At 72.9% G+C, this 18,630-nt stretch carries 21 protein-coding genes; 11 read left to right on the top strand and 10 right to left on the bottom strand.

Features of this window, described 5'->3' with window-relative positions; translation table 11 throughout:
* Position 1 precedes the first annotated feature (1 nt).
* Together ABD126_RS01545 and ABD126_RS01540 are read left to right on the top strand one after the other, a co-directional pair.
* Positions 2-538 (top strand): mycothiol transferase, encoded by a 537-nt coding sequence (locus ABD126_RS01545; RefSeq protein WP_343931729.1) that lies wholly within the window; start codon positions 2-4, stop codon positions 536-538.
* Positions 535-1,128, top strand: coding sequence for a GNAT family N-acetyltransferase (locus ABD126_RS01540; RefSeq protein WP_343931728.1), 594 nt, complete (start codon positions 535-537; stop codon positions 1,126-1,128). The genes ABD126_RS01545 and ABD126_RS01540 overlap by 4 nt, the downstream gene beginning before the upstream one ends.
* On the opposite strand, the gene ABD126_RS01535 is transcribed toward ABD126_RS01540, so the two are convergent.
* The gene (locus tag ABD126_RS01535) at positions 1,129-1,440 is read right to left on the bottom strand and encodes a hypothetical protein (RefSeq protein ID WP_343931727.1); all 312 of its coding nucleotides are present in this window, start codon (positions 1,438-1,440) and stop codon (positions 1,129-1,131) included. It lies immediately after the preceding gene.
* Positions 1,441-1,493: 53 nt separating this feature from the next.
* Entirely contained in the window at positions 1,494-2,438 is a 945-nt protein-coding gene (locus ABD126_RS01530; protein WP_343931726.1) for a beta-ketoacyl-ACP synthase III, read from the bottom strand.
* 63 nt (positions 2,439-2,501) lie between these two features.
* Here ABD126_RS01530 and ABD126_RS01525 point away from each other — a divergent pair, with 63 nt between their 5' ends.
* From ABD126_RS01525 to ABD126_RS01515, 3 genes are read left to right on the top strand one after another with little or no spacing between them, the layout of a single operon-like run.
* A complete protein-coding gene (locus ABD126_RS01525; protein WP_343931725.1) occupies positions 2,502-3,107 on the top strand; it encodes a TetR/AcrR family transcriptional regulator in 606 nt (201 codons plus the stop codon).
* Between the two features lie 10 nt (positions 3,108-3,117).
* Complete coding sequence (locus ABD126_RS01520) at positions 3,118-3,966, top strand: helix-turn-helix transcriptional regulator (RefSeq protein ID WP_343931724.1); 849 nt, start codon at positions 3,118-3,120, stop codon at positions 3,964-3,966.
* A gap of 44 nt (positions 3,967-4,010) precedes the next feature.
* Positions 4,011-4,754, top strand: coding sequence for a glucose 1-dehydrogenase (locus ABD126_RS01515; protein ID WP_343931723.1), 744 nt, complete (start codon positions 4,011-4,013; stop codon positions 4,752-4,754).
* A gap of 280 nt (positions 4,755-5,034) precedes the next feature.
* Here ABD126_RS01515 and ABD126_RS01510 read toward each other — a convergent pair whose 3' ends face one another.
* The 5 genes from ABD126_RS01510 to ABD126_RS01490 all read right to left on the bottom strand — a co-directional run bounded on the left by ABD126_RS01510 (position 5,035) and on the right by ABD126_RS01490 (position 9,873).
* Positions 5,035-5,778, bottom strand: coding sequence for a universal stress protein (locus ABD126_RS01510; protein ID WP_343931722.1), 744 nt, complete (start codon positions 5,776-5,778; stop codon positions 5,035-5,037).
* 202 nt (positions 5,779-5,980) lie between these two features.
* Positions 5,981-6,310 carry a DUF3040 domain-containing protein gene (locus tag ABD126_RS01505; protein ID WP_343931721.1) on the bottom strand — a complete coding sequence of 110 codons (330 nt, stop codon included), beginning with the start codon at positions 6,308-6,310 and terminating at the stop codon, positions 5,981-5,983.
* A 293-nt stretch (positions 6,311-6,603) separates the two neighbouring features.
* Positions 6,604-7,083 (bottom strand): superoxide dismutase family protein, encoded by a 480-nt coding sequence (locus tag ABD126_RS01500; RefSeq protein ID WP_343931720.1) that lies wholly within the window; start codon positions 7,081-7,083, stop codon positions 6,604-6,606.
* 191 nt (positions 7,084-7,274) lie between these two features.
* Positions 7,275-7,637 (bottom strand): DUF742 domain-containing protein, encoded by a 363-nt coding sequence (locus ABD126_RS01495; RefSeq protein WP_343931719.1) that lies wholly within the window; start codon positions 7,635-7,637, stop codon positions 7,275-7,277.
* Between the two features lie 31 nt (positions 7,638-7,668).
* Positions 7,669-9,873: a sensor histidine kinase gene (locus ABD126_RS01490; protein ID WP_343931718.1), complete on the bottom strand. Its 2,205-nt coding sequence runs from the start codon at positions 9,871-9,873 to the stop codon at positions 7,669-7,671.
* Between the two features lie 567 nt (positions 9,874-10,440).
* On the opposite strand from ABD126_RS01490, the gene ABD126_RS01485 reads away from it, so the two are divergent.
* The 5 genes from ABD126_RS01485 to ABD126_RS01465 all read left to right on the top strand — a co-directional run bounded on the left by ABD126_RS01485 (position 10,441) and on the right by ABD126_RS01465 (position 14,977).
* Positions 10,441-12,645: a molybdopterin cofactor-binding domain-containing protein gene (locus tag ABD126_RS01485; protein WP_343931717.1), complete on the top strand. Its 2,205-nt coding sequence runs from the start codon at positions 10,441-10,443 to the stop codon at positions 12,643-12,645.
* A gap of 9 nt (positions 12,646-12,654) precedes the next feature.
* On the top strand, positions 12,655-13,110 hold the full coding sequence (locus ABD126_RS01480) for a (2Fe-2S)-binding protein (RefSeq protein ID WP_343931716.1): 456 nt from the start codon (positions 12,655-12,657) through the stop codon (positions 13,108-13,110).
* A gap of 295 nt (positions 13,111-13,405) precedes the next feature.
* A complete protein-coding gene (locus ABD126_RS01475; RefSeq protein ID WP_343931715.1) occupies positions 13,406-13,840 on the top strand; it encodes a MarR family winged helix-turn-helix transcriptional regulator in 435 nt (144 codons plus the stop codon).
* A gap of 79 nt (positions 13,841-13,919) precedes the next feature.
* Complete coding sequence (locus tag ABD126_RS01470; protein WP_343931714.1) at positions 13,920-14,363, top strand: hypothetical protein; 444 nt, start codon at positions 13,920-13,922, stop codon at positions 14,361-14,363.
* Entirely contained in the window at positions 14,363-14,977 is a 615-nt protein-coding gene (locus tag ABD126_RS01465; RefSeq protein ID WP_343931713.1) for a DJ-1/PfpI family protein, read from the top strand. The genes ABD126_RS01470 and ABD126_RS01465 overlap by 1 nt, the downstream gene beginning before the upstream one ends.
* Here ABD126_RS01465 and ABD126_RS01460 read toward each other — a convergent pair.
* Genes ABD126_RS01460 through ABD126_RS01450 form a run of 3 tightly spaced genes read right to left on the bottom strand, consistent with a single transcriptional unit; the run spans position 14,962 to position 16,605 of the window.
* Entirely contained in the window at positions 14,962-15,492 is a 531-nt protein-coding gene (locus tag ABD126_RS01460) for a GNAT family N-acetyltransferase (RefSeq protein WP_343931712.1), read from the bottom strand. The genes ABD126_RS01465 and ABD126_RS01460 overlap by 16 nt on opposite strands.
* 14 nt (positions 15,493-15,506) lie before the next feature.
* Positions 15,507-15,887 (bottom strand): VOC family protein, encoded by a 381-nt coding sequence (locus ABD126_RS01455; RefSeq protein WP_343931711.1) that lies wholly within the window; start codon positions 15,885-15,887, stop codon positions 15,507-15,509.
* 43 nt (positions 15,888-15,930) lie between these two features.
* Positions 15,931-16,605, bottom strand: coding sequence for a dienelactone hydrolase family protein (locus tag ABD126_RS01450; RefSeq protein WP_343931710.1), 675 nt, complete (start codon positions 16,603-16,605; stop codon positions 15,931-15,933).
* An 80-nt stretch (positions 16,606-16,685) separates the two neighbouring features.
* On the opposite strand from ABD126_RS01450, the gene ABD126_RS01445 reads away from it, so the two are divergent.
* The gene (locus tag ABD126_RS01445) at positions 16,686-18,626 is read left to right on the top strand and encodes an erythromycin esterase family protein (protein WP_343931709.1); all 1,941 of its coding nucleotides are present in this window, start codon (positions 16,686-16,688) and stop codon (positions 18,624-18,626) included.
* Positions 18,627-18,630 lie beyond the last annotated feature (4 nt).

Below are 18,630 nucleotides of genomic sequence, written 5' to 3'. Positions count from 1 at the left end.
CATGAACGGCGACACCGCGATCCACGAACCGTCGCTCACGGCGGGCGAGGTGGAGATGATGCTCTTCGCGCTGGAACGCTCCCGCGCCCAGTTCGCCTGGAAGGTCGGCGGGCTGGACGCCGAAGCGCTGCGCAGGCCCCACCCGCCGTCGGCCATGACGCTGGGCGGTTTGCTCAAGCACCTGACCCGGGTGGAGGACCAGCGCACGGACCTCGACCTGCTCGGCCGGCCGATCTCGCCGCCGTGGGACGCCGCGCCGGACGAGGAATGGGAGTGGACCTCCGCCGCCGAAGACGACGCGAGCGAGCTGTACGCGCGGTGGCGGGCGGCGGTGGAGCGGTCGCGTGAGGCGTGGGCGGCGGCGTTGGCCGAGGGCGGGTTGGACCGGTTGTCCGCGCACGTCTACGGCAACGGCGCTCGGCCCAACCTGCGGCGCATCCTGTGCGACCTGCACGACGAGTACGCCCGGCACACCGGTCACGCGGACCTGATGCGGGAAGCGGTGGACGGCCTGGTCGGAGAGGACCCGCCGCGGTGAGCACGGAGATCGTCCCCGCCAACACGGCCTCGCCGGAGGACATCGACGCGATCTTCGGCACCGCCGACGCCGGGCGCTGCCGGTGCCAGCGGTTCAAGGTGGTCGGGTGGATGTGGCGGGACTCCACCCTGGACGAACGCGTCGACCGGCTCTACGAGCAGACCGCGTGCGGGGAGCCGGACGCGCCGGCGACCAGCGGCCTGGTGGCCTACGTGGACGGTGAGCCGGCGGGATGGGTCGCGGTCGAGCCGCGCACCGCGTACCCGAAGCTGCGGGGCTTGCGCGTGCCGTGGACGGGTCGGGACGAGGACAAGGACGACGCCGGCGTGTGGGTCGTGACGTGTTTCGTCGTGCGCAAGGGTTTCCGGGGTCGTGGCCTGACCTACCCGCTGGCCCGCGCGGCCCTCGACCACGCGCGGGACAGCGGCGCTCGGGCGGTCGAGGCGTACCCGATGGTCGTCCCGCCGGGCAAGCACATCACGTGGGGCGAGACGCACGTGGGCGTGCGGCAGGTCTTCGAGGACGCCGGGTTCACGCAGGTCGCCCACCCGACGCCGCGCCGGGTGGTGATGCGGGTCGACTTCGCCTGATCACATCCGGGACCAGGCCACGAGGAACACCACGATGAACGCCACCACCACCAGCACGCCCAGGGCGCCGCCGAGGACCAGCCCCGTGCCGAACGCGCCGCCGGGCTTGTCCAGCCGGACCAGCTTGACCACGCACCCGAGCAGGATCGCGCCGACGGCCACGCCGATGAACGCGTACGCGTACTCGCCGCCCAGCCAGCCCCAGGAGGCGAAGGTGTCGGACGAGTAGGCGAAGTACAGGGCCACCAGCAACGCGCTCGGCAGCAGGAACCCGGCAAGCCCCAGCGTCCGGCGCCGGTCGATCTCGGTCATGCCGCCGAGTCTGCTCATGCGCCGGGGTCCGGCGCATGAGCAGTTCTACGCGCTTACGGAACCGTGACGACCTGACCCGCCCACGACAGTCCGCCGCCGAACGCGAACAGCAGCACCGGCGCGCCCGACGGCAGGTCGCCCCGGTCCACCAGCTTGGACAGCGCCAACGGCACCGACGCGGCGGAGGTGTTGCCCGACTCCACGACGTCCTGCGCGACGACCGCGCCCTCCGGCAGGTCGAGCTGACGCGCCAGGGCCTCGATGATCCGCAGGTTCGCCTGGTGCGTCACGATCCCGGCCAGGTCCGCCGGGGCCAGCCCGGCCAGCTCGCACGCCTGCCGCGCGACGGCGGGCAGTTCGCCGGTGGCCCACCGGAACACCGCCTGCCCCTCCTGGGCGAACCTCGGCTGCCACCGGTCGACCAGGCGGACGGCGTCGCCCCGGGTCGGGTCCGAACCCCACGCCACCGGCCCGATCCCGGCGTTGTCGGACGCGCTGAGCACCGCCGCGCCCGCGCCGTCGCCGAGCAGGACGCACGTGCCGCGGTCGGTCCAGTCGGTGACGTCGGACATCTTCTCCGCGCCGACGACCAGGGCGTGCCGGGCCGCTCCGGCGCGCACCGAGTGGTCGGCGACGGCCAGGGCCGTGCAGAAGCCGGCGCAGCCGTTGTTCAGGTCGAACGCGACCGCCGACGGGATGCCCAGGCGGGCGGCGACCTGGGCGGCGATCGACGGGCACCGGTCGATCGCGGAGCAGGTCGCCACGGTGACCAGGCCGATGTCGGCGGGCGCGAGGCCCGCGCCGGCCAGCGCCTTGGCCGCCGCCGCGGCGGCGAGGTCGGTGACGGACTCGTCGGGCGCGGCGATGCGGCGGGTGGCGATGCCGGTGCGGCGGCGGATCCACTCGTCGCTGGTCTCGACCATCGTCGCCAGGTCGTCGTTGGTCAGGACGCGCGCGGGCTGGTGGTGGCCCAGGGCGGCGATGCGGCTTCCCGGCACGGTGGTCTCCTCAAGGTCGAACCGACAATAGCAACCGATCGGTCGGTAGCTAAGATGGTCGACATGAGTCCGCGCAAGTCCGCCGTCGAGGCCCGGCACACCCGCGAGCGCATCGTGGCGCGCGGCATGGCGATCGCGTCCGTCGACGGCCTGGAGGGCCTGACCATCGGGCGGCTGGCCGCCGACCTCGGCATGAGCAAGGCCGGGGTGCTGGGGCACTTCGGCACCAAGCAGGCGTTGCAACTCGCGGCGCTGCGGGCGGCGTCGGAGGTGTTCACGCGGACCGTGTGGCGGCCGGTCGAGCACGTCGAACCGGGTCTGCCCCGGCTGCGCGCGCTGTGCGGGACGTGGGCGGACTACCTGGAGACCGAGCGGGCGACCTTCCCCGGCGGGTGCCTGTTCACCACGGCCGCGATCGAGTTCGACGCGCGCGGCGGCCCGGTCCGCGACGCCGTCGCCCGGCTGTTCACCGCGTGGCGGCGACGGTTGGCGACCGAGGTAGCCACCGCCGTGGAGCGCGGCGACCTGCCCGCCGGCACCGACCCGGACCAGGTCGCGTTCGAGGTGTTCGGAGTGTTCCTGGCGTTGAACCAGGAGATCCAGCTGTTCGGCTCCCCCGACGCCCACGCGCGCACCCGTCGGGCGCTGGACCGGGTCCTCGCGGGCTAACGTTGGATCCGTGGCCAATGGATCGACGACGGCACGGCGGCACCAGCTCAGCGAGTTCCTGCGCGCCCGGCGGGCGCGGATCACCCCCGAGGACGTCGGCATGCCGTCGGCGGGCCGGCGGCGCACGCCCGGGTTGCGGCGCGAGGAGGTCGCCGTGCTCGCCGGGGTCGGCGTGTCCTGGTACACGTGGCTGGAGCAGGGCCGGGACATCCGCGTGTCCGGCGAGGTCCTCGACGCCGTCGGCCGCGCGCTGCGGTTGGACGAGGCGGAGCGCGAGCACCTGTACGTGCTGGCCGGCCTGAACCCGCCCCGGACCGTGCGGAAGGACCGCGAGGTCACGCCCGAACTGCGGCGACTGGTGGACGCGTGGTCACCGCGCCCGGCCCTGCTGCGCGACCGCTACCGGAACCTGCTGGCCATCAACGACGGCACGCGGGCCGTGCTCGGGTACGACGACACCGACCACAACTGCATGATCTCGTTCTTCACCAACACCAGGTACCGGGAGCCCTACGAGCACTGGGCGTCGGTCGCGCCGGCGGTCGTCGCGTCCTTCCGCGCGGAGGCGGCACGCACCCCGGACGACCCGGAGTTCCACCGCCTGGTGGCGGAGCTGACGGCGGTGAGCCCGGAGTTCGCGGAGTTGTGGGCGCGACACGACGTGGGCGTGCCCGCGCAGGCGGTGAAGGCGGTGCACCACCCGGAAGTGGGACGGCTGCTGTTCGACACCACCACGCTGACCGTCACCGACCACCCCGACTGGTACCTGGAGCTTTACAACCCGCGCCCCGGGACGGGGACCGCCGAGCTGGTGGAGCGGCTGTCCCGGCTCAGGGTGGTGGTGGCACACCCGGGTTAGGCACGCACTGCACAGCTCGTTCGGTGGCGCACAAGCTGTTGCTCATGAACCGATTCGAGGGCAGGACCGCCCTGGTCACCGGCGGCACGAGCGGCATGGGCCTGGCGGTCGCCCGCCGCCTGGTCGCGGAGGGCGCGCAAGTGGTCATCACCGGCCGGGACAAGACCAGACTCGACGCCGCGCTGGAGCCGGGCATGCACGGCGTGGCCGGCAACGTCGCCGACCTGGCCGACCTGGACACCCTGATGACCGACATCGACTCCCGCTTCGGCCGGCTGGACGTGGTGTTCGCCAACGCCGGCGTCGCGTCCTTCCACCCCGCACCGGAGGTCAGCGAAGACGAGTTCGACCGCGTGGTGGACATCAACTTCAAGGGCGTCTACTTCACGATCACCAAGGCACTGCCACTGCTGGCCGACGGCGGCTCGGTCGTGATCAACGCGTCGTGGACCCTGCACCGGGGCATGCCGGGGGCGTCGCTCTACGCGGCCACCAAGGCGGCGGTGCACAACCTGGCGCGAACGCTGTCCGCGGAACTGGCGCCACGGCGAATCCGGGTGAACTCGGTGAGCCCGGGCTACATCGAGACCCGGATGTACCACGAGAACGTGCCGACGAACGCCCACGACACCGTCGTGGACGGGGTGGCGGCGGGCCGCCTGGGCACGTCCGAAGAAGTAGCCGCCGCAGTAGCCTTCCTGGCCTCCGACGAGGCCGCCTACATCACCGGCCAGGACCTGGTGATCGACGGCGGCGTGGTGGCCACCATCCCAAGCCCAATGGCCTAACCCCGCGCCGAAGGCGCCCCGGGCTATCAGCCACAGGAAGGGCCTCGGTTCGTTCCCCGTACGGCCTGGGCGAAGCCCAACCACGCTTGGGTCTTCTGTGCAACCACGCTTCACCGGTTGCGCAGAAGACCCAAGCGTGGTTGCCTCCGGCAGGCCGTACGGGGAACGAACCGACGCCCTTCCACCCCCGGGGGCCTGCCGCGCGGCGAGCGCCTCTTTTGATCTTTCGCTTTCGCTCTCCGCTCTCCGCTCTCCGCTCTTGAGGGCACGCCAGGACAAGTCAGGCCAGCAGAACCGGACAGGCGGAGTGGTAGAACGCGGTCTTCGCCACTCGGCCAACAGAGCCGCCATACCCGCGCCCGATGATCAACAGGTCGGTCGAGGGCGCGCCGAACGCCTCATGGGGCGCGCGGCGGTCCAGCAGGTTGGTCGGTTCCAGGTCCGGCGCGATCGCCCGCAGGTACTTGGTTGCGTGACGCAACGGGGTGTTGTCCGGTTCGCCGACCTCGGCGACGCCGCCGAAGTGCAGGTGCAGGTGCAGCAGGCGCAGCCTGGCGGCGCGGGCGCGGCAGACCTGGGCCGCAGCGCGCAGGACCGCGCGGTCCGAGACGCCGCCCACCGCCGCCGTCACCACGCCGGTCGCCAGGCGGGGCAGGCCGCGCACCACGACGAGTTGCCGTTCCGGGTTCTCGGCCGCCGCCGCGAGGCCGTGGAACGGCTCTCCGCGCGACCCCACGACCAGGGTGTCGCACTCCAACGCGCGCAACTCGTCCGGCCCCCCGGGCACAAATCGCCCCACCACTCGCGCCCGATCCACCACCCGCGCCCGTTCCACCGACAGCGCCCGATCCACCGACTGGCTCCGGCCCACCACGACCAGTTCCGCCCGACTGGCGGCGGCGTGCTCAACCGCCCAGTCCAGCGCACGGGCCGCCGCCTCGGAACCGTCCACGCCCACCGCGATCGTCCGACGGCCGCCGGAACGGGGAAGGGCCTCGACGGATTCTGCGACGACTCTCGACATGGCTTGCCTCGCGCGCGTGGAGGGTGACGGGGTATCGAAAAACTCTGCCCCTCTTCGCCCCCGAATGCCAGAGTCGGCCACCCTTTCGGGTGTCACCCTGCGCGACCCACGCCAGCCAACCGACCCACGCCAGCCAACCGACCCACGCCAGCCAACCGACGCGCGCCAACCGACCGACCAACGCGCGCCGGCCACACGCGCGCTATCCGATCGACGGCGTCCGTTCAGCGACCGTGTACGGGTCCGGCTGCCGCCCGGCACGCACGGCGTCGACCACCAGCAGCACCGGGAACACCGCGGCCACGACCGCGCCCAGCGCCACCAGCGCGGCGGACCCCGTGGTCACGCCGAACACGACCACGGTCAACCCGAGCAGGTACACGACCGTCAGCGCCACCCCCACCGCCAGGCGGCCGGTGAGCCGACGGCCGGGCCGCATCCGGGCCAACCGGGTGGCCAGGCGAGGGTCCTCGGCGGCGAGGTTGCGCTCGATCTCGTCGAGCGCGCGTTTCTCACGGTCCCTCAAGCCCATGACCAGCCACCTCCGCGCGCGGGGTCCCGACCCGTCCAGTATCACCCGAAGAACCACCCCGTGCGCCAGCACGAGATTGCTCTGTTGAAGCGTCGAGTACCCCGCACCGACCACGGCCCAACCCCCGCAAAACAAGCCAAACCCGCACAAAGCCGGCCAAACCCCCACAGAGCCAGCCAAACCCCCGCAGAGCCGGCCAAACCCCCGCGAGGCCGGCCAAACCCCCGCAGAGCTGGCCAACCCCCGCGAGGCCGGTCCGACCTCGCGGGGGTCGCGGTTCACGACCGCCCGGGTCAGGGCTGCTTCAGCGTCACGCAGCCGAGGCGCGCACCGGCGGTGCCGGCGTGCTGGGCGTGGGTGGCCGTCGTCTTCTCGTGGATGACGACCGAGGCGGGCCTCCGGTCGGCGAGCTGCCAGTCCACAGTGGACTTCGCGGTGCCGGCGCCCTTGTCGTCGGTGGTGAAGTCCAGCCAGATCTCGTTGCGCGGGTTGGCGTAGGCGGGATCGACCGAAGGGGTCACCGGGTCCGCCTTGTCCTGGAAGTGCGGACCGGCCGCCTCCCCCTTCTCCCCGCACGCCTTGACGTGCGCGTGCGCGCCGTAGGCCCGGCCGGGCTGCAGGCCGGTGACCTTCAGCTCCGTGACCACGCCCGAGCCGGACGTCGTCACGACGACCTCGGCGGACGAGCCCGCCGGGACCAGCTCCGGGTGGTACGTGATCGCCGCGCCCTCCGGCGTGAACGCGGCGAACTGGCCACCGCCGCGCAACGCCACCGAGGACGACGGCGTGGACGGGGTGGTCGAGGTGGTGGTGGTGCTTTGCGCGCCGCCCTGCCCGCAGCCCGTGAGGGCGGCGGCCAGGGTCAGAACGGCAACCGTGCGTGTGCGGATCGCGGCCTCCTACGCCGTGCGCGGGGCTGGCGGGCCCCGCGTTCCCAACTGTGCTCAACCCTCGGACGAGGGCTCTAGAGCCTGCGAATCCCCTCCAGCACCCGCTGGAGCATCTCCAGGTCCGGCATCGCGGAGATCGTCCGCGAGCGGAACATCAGGAAGTCCCGTTCGAGCAGGTCGCTGATCACCACCCGGGCCACGCCCAGCGCGAGCCCGACCTTGGCGGAGATCTCCGCGACCGACTGGGGCACGGCGCACACCTCCAGCACGCGTGCGTACTCCGGGTTCAGGCCGTGCGGCTGCAAGCCCGTCGCGACGACGAGCGTGATCAGGTCCAGCTGCGGACCGGCCGGCTTGGTCCGCCCGCGGGTGACCTGGTACGGGCGCACCAGCGGGCCGGCGTCCTGGTCGTACCACGCGTGCTCGTCGTCGGTCACGACGCGGGCACCCCTCCCCCGGCGGCGACCGTCACGAACCCTCACCCCGCGCCTGCTGCACGCCCTGCTGGAACGCGGCGAACCCGGTCCGCGACCGCTCCGGCGCGGGCTCGGCGAAGGACGCGGGCTCGGCGGCGCGCTCGGCCATCGGCAGCGACCCGGACAGGCTGCCCAACGACTCGCCGGGCGTGCGGGTGGCCAGCGACTCACCGGACGTGCGCGTGGCCAGCGACTCACCGGGCGTGCGGCGGTCCAGCGGGGCCCGGCGCGGCGGCGGCGCGGTGGACACCGGGGTCAGCGTCGCGGTCTCCTCCGCCGGCGTCACGGGGTTCTCCTCGGCGATGAGGTCGTTGGGCAGCAGCACGACCGCCTGCACACCGCCGTAGATCGACTCGCGCAGCGCGACCTTGATGCCGTTGCGGTTGGCCAGCTGGCCCACCACGAACAGGCCGATGCGGGTCTCGCCGGTCAGCGCCATCACGCCGAAGTCCGGCGGGCTGGACAACCGGCGGTTCAGCTCGGCCAGCCGCTCCTCCTGAATGCCCTGGCCCTGGTCCTCGATCTCGATGACCACGCCGCGCCCGACCCGGGTGGCGACGATGTCCACGTGCGTCTCCGGCGGGGAGAACGCGGTGGCGTTGTCGACCAGCTCGGCCAGCAGGTGGATGACGTCGGCGACGACCGCGCCGGCCAGCTTCACCTCCGGCAGCGCGCCGGTGTCCACCCGGCTGTAGTGCTCGGTCTCCGACACCGCGCCGCGCACCACGTCCAGCAGCGGCACGGGGTTGCGCCACTGCCGGCCGGGCCGCTTGCCGCCCAGGATGATCAGGCTCTCGGCGTTGCGGCGGCTGCGGGTGGCCAGGTGGTCGAGCTGGAACAGCAGCGCGAGCTGGTCGGGGTCCTCCTCGGACCGCTCGGCCTTGTCCAGCACCTGCAACTGCTTGTGCACCATGACCTGGTTGCGGTGGGCCATGTTGAGGAACACCGACCGCACGCCCTGGCGGGTCTCGGCCTCCTCGGCGGCGGCGGACACCGCGAACCGCTGCGCCTTCTCGAACGCCCGCGCGACCTCGCCGATCTCGTCGTCGCCGTGGTCGAAGTGCGGCAGCTCGGCCTCGACGTCGACGCGCTCGCCGCGCCCGATGCGCGCGACCACGTCGGGCAGCTTGTGCTCGGCCACCTCCAGGGTGTCCTTGCGCAGCGTGGTGAGCCTGCGGATCAGCGAGCGGGACTGGCGCAGGGCGATCAGCATCGCGGCGACGGCCAGCAGCAGGATGACCCCGCCCGCGGTCAGCGACGCGGTCAGCACCGCGCCGCCGCGGCTGGTGCCCAGGTCGGCGGCGTAGGTGGAGTGGGCGGCGTAGAGCTTGAGCAGGTTCTCCGACACCGTCTTGTTGGCGTTCTCCCACGCCTCGACGTCGAAGTCCGGGGCGTGCTTGCCCGGCCCCTTGGCCATGATCCTGTCGTCGCCCGCGACCAGGGTCTTCCAGTCGTCGGTGCCCTTGAGGTTGGTGTAGTCGGTGCGCTCCTGGTCGGTCAGCCGGGGCACGATGGTCTCGATCAGCTCGTGGTAGGTGCCCATCTGGTGGGCCAGCTCGTGGTACTCCTTCTCGTCCAGGCCGCGGGTCATCGCGCGTTCGACCAGGACGTGCGAGCGGGCCTGGGCCTCCACCGAGCGCAGCAGCTCGGAGCTGATCGTCTGCTCGAAGGCGACCTCGCCGTCGGTGGCCGAGCGGGCGATGCCCTGCACGCCCAGGCCGACGAAGTCGATCAGGTCGCCGTAGAAGTCGTAGACCTGGCCGGGGGTGACGGCACCGAAGTCGGCGCGCTGGCGCATCTGGGGCAGGTCGCGGGAGGCGTCGCCGAGCAGCTGCAGCGGCTTGCGCAGCTCGTCGGGCGCGTCCTCGGCCAGCCGTTCGACGGTGGCGGACAGCTCCACCAGCGCGGTGTCGACGGCGCCGCGCTGCTCGGCCAGGCGCTTGCGGTCCGCGCCGGGGTCGTTGAGCTGGATGGTGGTCAGCCGGCGTTCCTCCTGCACCGCCTGGATGACCCGCGAGCTGGGTCCCAGCGAGCTGCGGACGTTGTCGGCGAAGTTGCGCGTGCTGATCCCCTGGTAGGCCAGGTAAGCGGACAGGACGACACCCACGACCATGATCGCGATCGAGGGGATGAGGGCGATGGCCAGGACGCGGGACTGGATCGTGCCCGATCCCCGCAGCCGCTTCGGTGTGCGCATGGACGTCGTCTCTTCAACCTTCCCCGGATCGTCGGCACGCAGCGGGGCGACTCGCCATCACCGGATCGCGGAATCGGACGACAACGAACTGGCGGACGCGCGGACTGGACACGCCGCCACGAGCGGAAATAACCCCGACAACAGCCGACAAGGCATCCGCAGGTGCCCCGAAGTCACCTGCGGCTCATTTGTGGTGATGCGCTGGACTGGTGTGCGTGGGTTTTTATAGCAGATCTCGCAAGGGGGTAGCTACCCCAGGGTAGGTAGTACACGTGGTTGACTACCCGTATACCCCCAGTTACTCCGAACGGCGGATGGATCTACCCGTTTGGGGTTACCTAGAGTGTCGCGGAACCACGGCCAAAGGGACGCTGACCCCTGTCCCGGACCGTCGATCGCACCTGTCCGTGTAGTCCCGGCGAAACGTGAGAGGGTTTCTCTTTCGACTCTCGCAGCCCGCTGACCTGGCGGATCCGCACAAAACTCCGGTGCTCGGCGTGCGAATGTCGACGGTTTATTGGCGGCACCCCCTGCAAACACCCTGCAATAGTCTGACAAGGAGTTCGGATGGCCGGCGCCGGCGAGCAGATCAACCGGGCGGATCCCCCGACCGACCGCAAGCCGGGGATCGGGCGGCGCAGATTCCTGACCTTCGCCATCGCCGCCCCGACGCTGGCCGTGGGCGGTTACGTCGGCTACGACGCCACCGACGCCCAGGCGCTGCCCAGCCTCCCGCAGCCCGCCGACCTGCTCGACCTGGGCGACGTGATCACCCTGGCGAGCCGGCCCACCGCGTGGACCATGGCGCTGCGCGTCGAGGAGGACGGCACGGTCGTCTTCGAGCTGCCGCGCGCCGAGTCCGGGCAGGGCATCACCACGGCGGTGGCCATGCTGATCGCCGAGGAGCTGGACGCGAAGCTCGCCGACGTGCGGGTCGAGCTGGCCGACGCCACGCCGAGCCTGCTGTGGAACCAGTTCACCGGCGGCTCGACCAGCATGCGCACGCTGTGGGAGCCGGTCCGCCAGATCGCCGCCGCCGCGCGCGGCCGGCTGGTCACCGCCGCCGCCAAGCGGTGGGGCGTCGAGGTGTCCGCGCTGAGCACCCGCGACTCCGCGGTGGTGGCCGCCGACGGGCGGACGCTGACCTTCGCCGAGCTGGCCGTCGAGGCCGCCACCACGACCTCCGCGCCGGTGGCCGCGCTGCCCAAGGACGCCAAGAACTACAAGCTGGTCGGGCAGCCGACCGGCCGGGTGGACGCGCGCGACATCGTCACCGGCAAGGCCAAGTACACCCTCGACGTCGAGGTGGAGGGCGCGCTGGCCACGGTCGTCGCCCGGCCGCCCACGATCCGCGGCACCGTGGTGTCGGTGGACGACACCGCCGCGCGGGCGATCCGCGGCGTGGTCGCGGTGACCCGCATCGACACCGGTGTCGCGGTGAGCGCCACGTCGTTCGACATCGCGTTGAAGGCTCGCGACGCCCTGAAGATCACCTGGAAGGACGGTCCGGCGGTCGGGTTGTCCGACACCACCATCCGGTCCAAGCTCCGGCAGGCCGTGGCGCCGCTGGTGGTGCCGGGGCTGCTGTCCAGCTCGCTGGACGCGGAGTTCGACTTCGCGTTCGTGCCGCACGCGCCGATGGAGGTGCTCGGCGCGGTCGCCGACGTGCGGCCCGACCGGGCCGAGGTGTGGTTCCCGTGCCAGTCGCCGATCGTGGCGCAGAACGAGATCGCGCGGGCGGTCGGGCTGCCGGTGGACAAGGTGACCGTGCACGTGTCGCGCGCCGGCGGGTCGTTCGGGCGGCGGCTGTTCTGGGACCCGGCGCTGGAAGCGGCCGTGGTGTCCAAGAAGATCGGCAAGCCCGTCCGTCTCATGTGGACTCGGGCGGACGACACCAAGCACGGCCGGTTGCGCCCCGCCTCGCACCACAAGATCCGCGCCACCCACCTGCTCGGCGACGTGCAGGCGTTCGAGCACCGCATGGCCGCGGTGGAGACCGACCTCAAGCACGGGTTCGGCGAGATCATCTCGGCCAGCGGCGCGGCGGTGTCCGGACCCGCCGACGGGCTGCTGTTCTTCCAGCTGTCGGCGACCTGCCCGTACCACTTCGGCGTCGTCACACAGGTGCTCAGCGAGGTGCCGATGCCGGTGCCGACCGGCAGTTGGCGGTCGGTGTACTCGGCGAACCTGCGCACCGCCGAGGAGATCGTGGTCGACGAGCTGGCCGCGAAGCTGGGCCGCGACCCGGTGAAGTTCCGCACGCAGATGCTGAAGTCCGCGCGGGTCAAGGCGGTGCTGGCCAAGGTCGCGACGGAAGGGCAGTGGGGCAAGGCGATGCCCGCCGGGCACGCGCAGGGCGTCGGCGTGCACGAGGAGTACCGGTCGGCCACGGCGTGCCTGGTCGAGATCGACGCGCGCGACCCCAAGGCGCCGCGCGTCACCCGGGCGACCATCGCCGTGGACGTCGGCCTGCCGGTCAACCCGACCGGGCTCAAGGCGCAGATGATGGGCGGCCTGATGGACGCCATCTCGACGGTGTTGCAGGCCGGCGCGCACATCGACGACGGGCGCGTGCGGGAGGGCAGCTACGGCGACTTCCACTACGCGCGGCAGAAGCACGCGCCGATCAAGCTCGACGTGTTCGTCATGCCGGCCAACGGCCGGCCCGGCGGCGCGGGCGAGCTGGGCGTGCCCGCCGCGGCGGCGGCCGTGGCCAACGCCTACGCCCGCGCGACCCGCACCCGTCCCCGCAGCTTCCCGATCAACTTCTGAGGAGTTCCCGTGCCCACCTACCGGTTCTCCGTCAACGGCGACCAGGTCGCGGTCGACGTGCCGGCCGACACCCCGCTGCTGTGGGTGCTGCGCGACCACCTGGGCATCACCGGCCCGAAGTACGGCTGCGGCGTCGGCGTGTGCAAGGCGTGCACCAGCCACCTCGACGGTGCGGCGGTGACGCCGTGCACCGTGCCGGTGTCGCAGTGCCAGGGCCGCAAGGTCACCACGATCGAGGGTCTGGCCGACGGCGACGACCTGCACCCGGTGCAGGAGGCGTGGATCACCGAGGACGTCGCGCAGTGCGGCTTCTGCCAGCCGGGCCAGATCATGGCCGCCGCCGCGCTGCTGAAGAAGACCAAGACGCCGACGGACGCGGACATCGACGCCATCGAGAACGTCTGCCGCTGCGGCACCTACTGCCGCATCCGCGACGCCATCAAGCGGGCCGCCGCCGCGATGTGAGGCTTCGGGGGCGTGGCACGGTCGCACCACCCGCGCCACGCCCCCTCCGCCCACCCGCGCCACCGCACCCCACCCCGCCGCACCCCACCCCGCCGCACCCCACCCCGCCGCACCCCACCCCGCCGCACCCCACCTCCCCCGCCGCGCCCCGCCCACCCGCGCCGCACCTCCCCCGCCGCACCCCGCCCACCCGCGCCGCACCTCCCCCACCGCGCCGCACCGTCCCACCTGCGCCACCCCTCCACCCGCGCCGCACCTCCCCCACCGGCTCGCGCGGGTGCGCGAAAATACCGCCGTGACCTCCCCGAACGACCCGCCGCAGCCGCCCGTGCCCAGCACGTCCATCGTCGTCCTGACGCTGGCCCGCCGGGTCGAGGCCGAGTTGAACGCCGCGCTGGCCCCGCTGGAGCTGACCGTGAGCAGGCTCGGGCTCCTCGGGCACATCTCGGGCGTTCCCGGCGCGTCCTTCAGCGACCTGGCCCGGATGTCGGGCATCTCCGTCCAGTCCGTGCACGGCGCGGTGAAGGCGCTGGTCGCCGCCGGGCTCGTGCAGGACCGCACCGCCCGCGCCGGCTCCGCCTCCACCATCGAACTCACCCCCGAGGGCACCCGCCTGCTCGCGTCCGCCCGCGAAAAGGTGTCCGAAGTGGACGAGCGGCTCTTCGGCCCGGACGCCGACCCGGCCCAGCGCAAGGTCGGCGAGGTGGTGCGCGCGACCTTCTCCTTCTGAACCACCTGCCAGCCGACCTGCCTTCAAGTTGCCTGAAGCATGCGCTAGGCTTCAGGCAACTTGAAGGTTGGAGGTCGCAGTGCACCACGTCCTGCTGTCGATCCACGTGGTCGCCGGCATCGTCCTCGTCGGCGGCTCGGCGGTCGCCGCGAGCCTGTTCCCGAGGTACGCGCCGGTCTCGCCCGCGCCGGAGAACAGCGAGCGCAACCCCGCCGTCGCCGCCCTGCTGCACCGGGTGACCGGCGGTTACGCGATCGCGGGTGTCGTCGTGCCCGTGGTCGGCATCGTCCTGGCGTCCGTGCAGGGCCGGATGGGCGAGATCTGGGTGATCCTCGCGATGGCCCTCACCGCCGCGGCCGGCTTCCTGCTGGCCCTGCAGATCCACCCGCGCCAGCGGGCCGCGCTGAAGACCCCCGGCGACGCGAGCAAGCTCAAGGCGTTGTCCGGGCTCGTCGGCGTCTACAACGTCCTCTGGACGGTCGTCGTCGTGCTGATGATCGTCCGACCCGGATCGGAGGGGTGATGACCACCTACGGACTGCTGGTCTTCGACGAGGCCGAGGAGCTGGACCTCGTCGGCCCGTGGGAGGTGTTCACGGCCTCGGGGCTGGTCCGCGCCGCCGGCGACACGGCCGTGCTCATCTCGGAACGCCCCGACCCGGTGCGCTGCGCCAAGGGGCTGCGCGTCCTGCCCGACCGGACCCTGGAGGACCACCCGCCGCTGGACGTGCTGCTGGTCCCGGGCGGGCGCGGGGCGCGGCTGGTGCAGTCGCGCAACCCCGTGGTGACCGACTGGATCGCCCGCACCCGGGCGACCTGGGTGGTCGGGGTGTGCACGGGCGCGTTCCTGCTGCACGCGGCGGGCGTGCTGCGCGGCCGGCGGGTCGCCACCCACTGGCAGCACGAGCGGGAACTGGAGGACCTGGGCGAGGTCACGGTCGTGCGCGACGCCCGGTACGTGGTCGACGGCGACCTCGTGACCAGCCAGGGCGTGTCGGCGGGCATCGACAGCGCGCTGTGGCTGGTGGGCCGGCTGCACGGCCGCGACCACGCGCGCGAGGTCCGCCGCTCGATCCAGTACGACCCGGCCCCGCCCTACACCGCCGACGAGCCGTTGCCGGATCAGGTGAGCGGGTAGCCCATCTCCACGCCCTCCAGCACCACGCCGTCGGGCAGCGGCACGAGCGTCCGCCGCACCTCGCGGAACCCGAACGACCGGTAGAGCGGCTCGCCCGGCAGGGTCGCCATCAGCACCAGCGACCGGAAGCCCGCCTCCCGCGCCGCCGCCACGCACCGGGACAGGATCGCCCGCCCCAGCCCGCGCCGGGTGAAGTCGCCGCGCACGAACATCGCGCGCACCCGCGCGGGCTCGGTGGCGGGGTCCAGCGGGCGGTCGTCGGACGCGCCGGGGCCCGACCCGGTGTAGAGCTTGTCGCGCCGGCTCCAGCCGCCGCACGCCACCACCTCGCCGTCGACCTCGTGCACGTAGTACGTGCCGTCGTCGATCAGCACCGTGTCGGGAACGGTCAGGTGGCGCGCGGCGGATGCGGTGGCGCGCTCGTCGTGGAACCGCGGGAACACCTCCAGCACGGACCGCCGCATCAGCGCGCCGATCGCCGGCACGTCCGCCCTGGTCGCCTCACGCAGTGCCACGGCCGTGGATCATGTCACGGCACTTCGTGCAGGCACAGGTAGTTGCCCTCGGAGTCGCAGAACCAGGCCGCCTTCTCGCCGCCCATGTCCGCGATGTGGTCCACGGTCTTGAGGTCGGGCATGTCGTAGTCCTCGAACCGCACGCCGCGCGACTCCAGCTCCCTGACCTCCCCGGCGATGTCGGAGACCTCGAAGCTGAGCACGGTGTGCTTGGTCTGCGAGCCCTCCTCGGCGGGCAGCAGGCTCAGGGCGTTGCCGTGGCCGAGGTCGAAGGTCCGGCTGCCGTCGGGGCCGGTCCCGGACTGCCTGAGGCCGAGCCGGTCGGCGTAGAAGTGGCTCGCCCGGTCCATGTCGGAGACGGGCAGGACGGTCGTGGTTCTCGTATCGGTGAGCATTGAGCACCTCCTCCAGACGCCAGCAATGGTCCGCCCGAACGGGTTACTCGGCAATGCGTGTTCGCGTTCCGTAAGACCCCAGGTGCCGGCGGAACCACTCGGCCGCGAGCCGGGCCACCCGGTCGAGCGCACCGGGTTCCTCGAACAGGTGGGTCGCGCCGGGCACGACCTCCAGCGTCCACTCGCAGGTCAGCTGTCCCGCCGCCGCCCGGTTGAGGTCGAGCACCTGGTGGTCCTCCCCGCCGACGATGAGCAGCGTGGGCGCCTGGACCCGGCTCAGCGCGCCGTGCGCGAGGTCGGGCCGCCCGCCCCGGGACACCACCGCCCCGACCGGCGCGTCCGCGGCGGCGACCAGCGCGGCGGCGGCCCCGGTGCTCGCGCCGAACAGCCCCACCGGCAGCCCGGCGGTCCGGTCGTCGGCCCCGCACCAGCGCACCGCGTCGGCCACGCGCCCGGCGAGCAGCCCGATGTCGAACCGGAGCCGGCCGGTGCGCAGGTCGGTGCGTTCCTCGTCGGGGGTGAGCAGGTCCAGCAGGAGCGTGGCCAGGCCGTGCTCGCGCAGGAACGCCGCCACCGCCCGGTTGCGCCCGCTGTGCCGGGAGCTGCCCGAGCCGTGCGCGAACACGACGACGCCCGCCGGCCTCGGCGGCAACCCCAGGTCGCCCACCGGACCGTCGCCGATGCGCACCGCGACCGGGTCCACCCCGGAGGTGTTCACGCGGACGCGGCGGGTCAAACGTGTAGCCGCCCGGACGGGCGGGTAACCCACCGGTTCCGCCGAGTCGGGGAGTGAGTGCCGTGCGGAACGAACGGCTCTTCCGGGACCGCCGCGACGCGGGACGCGTGCTGGCGGGGCTGCTCGCCCACTACCGGGACCGGGACGACGTGGTCGTGCTGGCGTTGCCGCGCGGCGGGGTGCCCGTGGCCTACGAGGTGGCGCGGGCGCTGCACGCGCCGCTGGACGTGTTCGTGGTGCGCAAGCTGGGGCTGCCGCGCCAGCCGGAACTGGCGATGGGCGCGCTGGCGTCCGGGGGCGTGGTCGTGCTCAACGACGACGTGGTCCGGCGGGCGCGTGTGGACGAGGACACCGTGCGGCGGGTGACCGAGCAGGAGCAGAAGGAGCTGCTGCGGCGGGAGCGGGTGTACCGGGGCGCCGCGCACATGATCGACGTGGCGGACAGGACCGTGCTGCTGGTGGACGACGGTCTCGCCACGGGGGCCAGCACGCGCGCCGCCGTCCGGGCGCTGCGGCGGTTGCGGCCCGCGCGGCTGGTGGTGGCGGTGCCGACCGCGCCCGCGTCGACGTGCCGGGAGCTGGCGGGCGAGGTGGACGAGGTGGTGTGCGCGACGACGCCACGCGACTTCGCCGCCGTCGGCGGGTCGTACGTGGACTTCGGCCAGACCACCGACGACGAGGTGCGTTCCCTGCTGCGCGGAGCGGAGGGGACGCCGGTGGCCGACACCTCCGCCGCCGTCCTGCGCGGCGACGCCGTGCCCGCACCGGGCGGGGTGCTGTCCGACGAGGTGCTGTTCGACCTGGTCGGGGACGCGGGGCTGGTGCTGTTCGGGGAGGCGTCGCACGGGACGCACGAGTTCTACGCGGCGCGGGCCGCCATGACCCGGCGGTTGATCGAGGAGAAGGGGTTCCGGGCGGTGGCCGTGGAGGCGGACTGGCCGGACGCCCACCGCGTGAACCGCCACGTCCGGGGGCGCGGCGGGGATCGGGACGCCGAGGAGGCGTTGCGGGGGTTCGAGCGGTTCCCGGCGTGGATGTGGCGCAACACCGACGTGGTGGACTTCGTGACGTGGCTGCGCGCCCACAACGCCGGCTCGGCCGAGCAGGTCGGGTTCTACGGTCTCGACCTCTACAGCCTGCACCGGTCGGCGGCGGAGGTCGTGGCGTACCTGGAGGGCGTGGACCCGCAGGCCGCCGCGCGGGCGCGGGAGCGGTACTCGTGCCTGGAGCACGGCGAGGACGGCCGGGCGTACGCGCGGGCCGCCGCGTTCGGCGCGGGTGACGACTGCGAGCGTCGGGTGGTGGAGCAGCTGGTCGAGCTGTGCTCCGCGCGGGCCGCGCTGCCCGACGACGAGCGCTTCCACGCGGAGCGCAACGCCCAGCTGGTGCGGTCGGCCGAGGAGTACTACCGGACCATGTTCGGCGGGCGGGTGTCGTCGTGGAACCTGCGGGACCGGCACATGGCGGAGACCTTGGAGGCGCTGCGCGACCACTTGGGGGCCAAGATCGTGGTGTGGGCGCACAACTCGCACCTGGGTGACGCCAGGGCGACGGAGTTCGCGGCGCGCGGCGAGCTGAACGTGGGCCAGCTGGTGCGCGAGCGCTTCCCCGACGACTGCCGCCTGATCGGCTTCACCACCTACACCGGCACGGTGACCGCGGCGGACGACTGGGGCGGCCCGGCGGACCGCAAACACGTCCGCCCGGCCTTGGCGGGCAGCGTGGAGGAGCAGCTGCACGAGGTGGGCGGCGACTTCGCCCTGGTGTTCCCGAGCGCTCCACGCGGCGCGCGGGTCCTGCGGACGTCCCGCCTGGAACGGGCGATAGGCGTCATCTACCGCCCGCGGGCGGAACGCCACAGCCACTACTTCCGCGCCCGCCCGGCCGACCAGTTCGACGCGCTCATCCACGTGGACCGGACCACGGCCCTGGAACCGCTGGAACGCACGCCCCGCTGGAACCGCGGCGGCGACCTCCCGGACAGCTACCCCCACGCCGTGTGACCCG

Source organism: Saccharothrix mutabilis subsp. mutabilis (genome assembly GCF_039521145.1).
Lineage (GTDB): Bacteria > Actinomycetota > Actinomycetes > Mycobacteriales > Pseudonocardiaceae > Actinosynnema > Actinosynnema mutabilis.
The sequence above is the reverse complement of the archived record's forward strand: the minus strand, read 5'-3'. Positions and strand labels throughout refer to the sequence as shown.

Excerpts from the sequence above, each read along its gene's own strand:
- ABD126_RS01510 (WP_343931722.1), bottom strand. The coding sequence starts at position 5,778 with ATGTCGAGAGTCGTCGCAGAATCCGTCGAGGCCCTTCCCCGTTCCGGC.
- ABD126_RS01505 (WP_343931721.1), bottom strand. The coding sequence starts at position 6,310 with ATGGGCTTGAGGGACCGTGAGAAACGCGCGCTCGACGAGATCGAGCGC.
- ABD126_RS01490 (WP_343931718.1), bottom strand. The coding sequence starts at position 9,873 with ATGCGCACACCGAAGCGGCTGCGGGGATCGGGCACGATCCAGTCCCGC.
- ABD126_RS01465 (WP_343931713.1), top strand. The coding sequence starts at position 14,363 with ATGACCACCTACGGACTGCTGGTCTTCGACGAGGCCGAGGAGCTGGAC.
- ABD126_RS01485 (WP_343931717.1), top strand. The coding sequence starts at position 10,441 with ATGGCCGGCGCCGGCGAGCAGATCAACCGGGCGGATCCCCCGACCGAC.
- ABD126_RS01525 (WP_343931725.1), top strand. The coding sequence starts at position 2,502 with ATGAGTCCGCGCAAGTCCGCCGTCGAGGCCCGGCACACCCGCGAGCGC.
- ABD126_RS01455 (WP_343931711.1), bottom strand. The coding sequence starts at position 15,887 with ATGCTCACCGATACGAGAACCACGACCGTCCTGCCCGTCTCCGACATG.
- ABD126_RS01515 (WP_343931723.1), top strand. The coding sequence starts at position 4,011 with ATGAACCGATTCGAGGGCAGGACCGCCCTGGTCACCGGCGGCACGAGC.
- ABD126_RS01545 (WP_343931729.1), top strand. The coding sequence starts at position 2 with ATGAACGGCGACACCGCGATCCACGAACCGTCGCTCACGGCGGGCGAG.
- ABD126_RS01535 (WP_343931727.1), bottom strand. The coding sequence starts at position 1,440 with ATGACCGAGATCGACCGGCGCCGGACGCTGGGGCTTGCCGGGTTCCTG.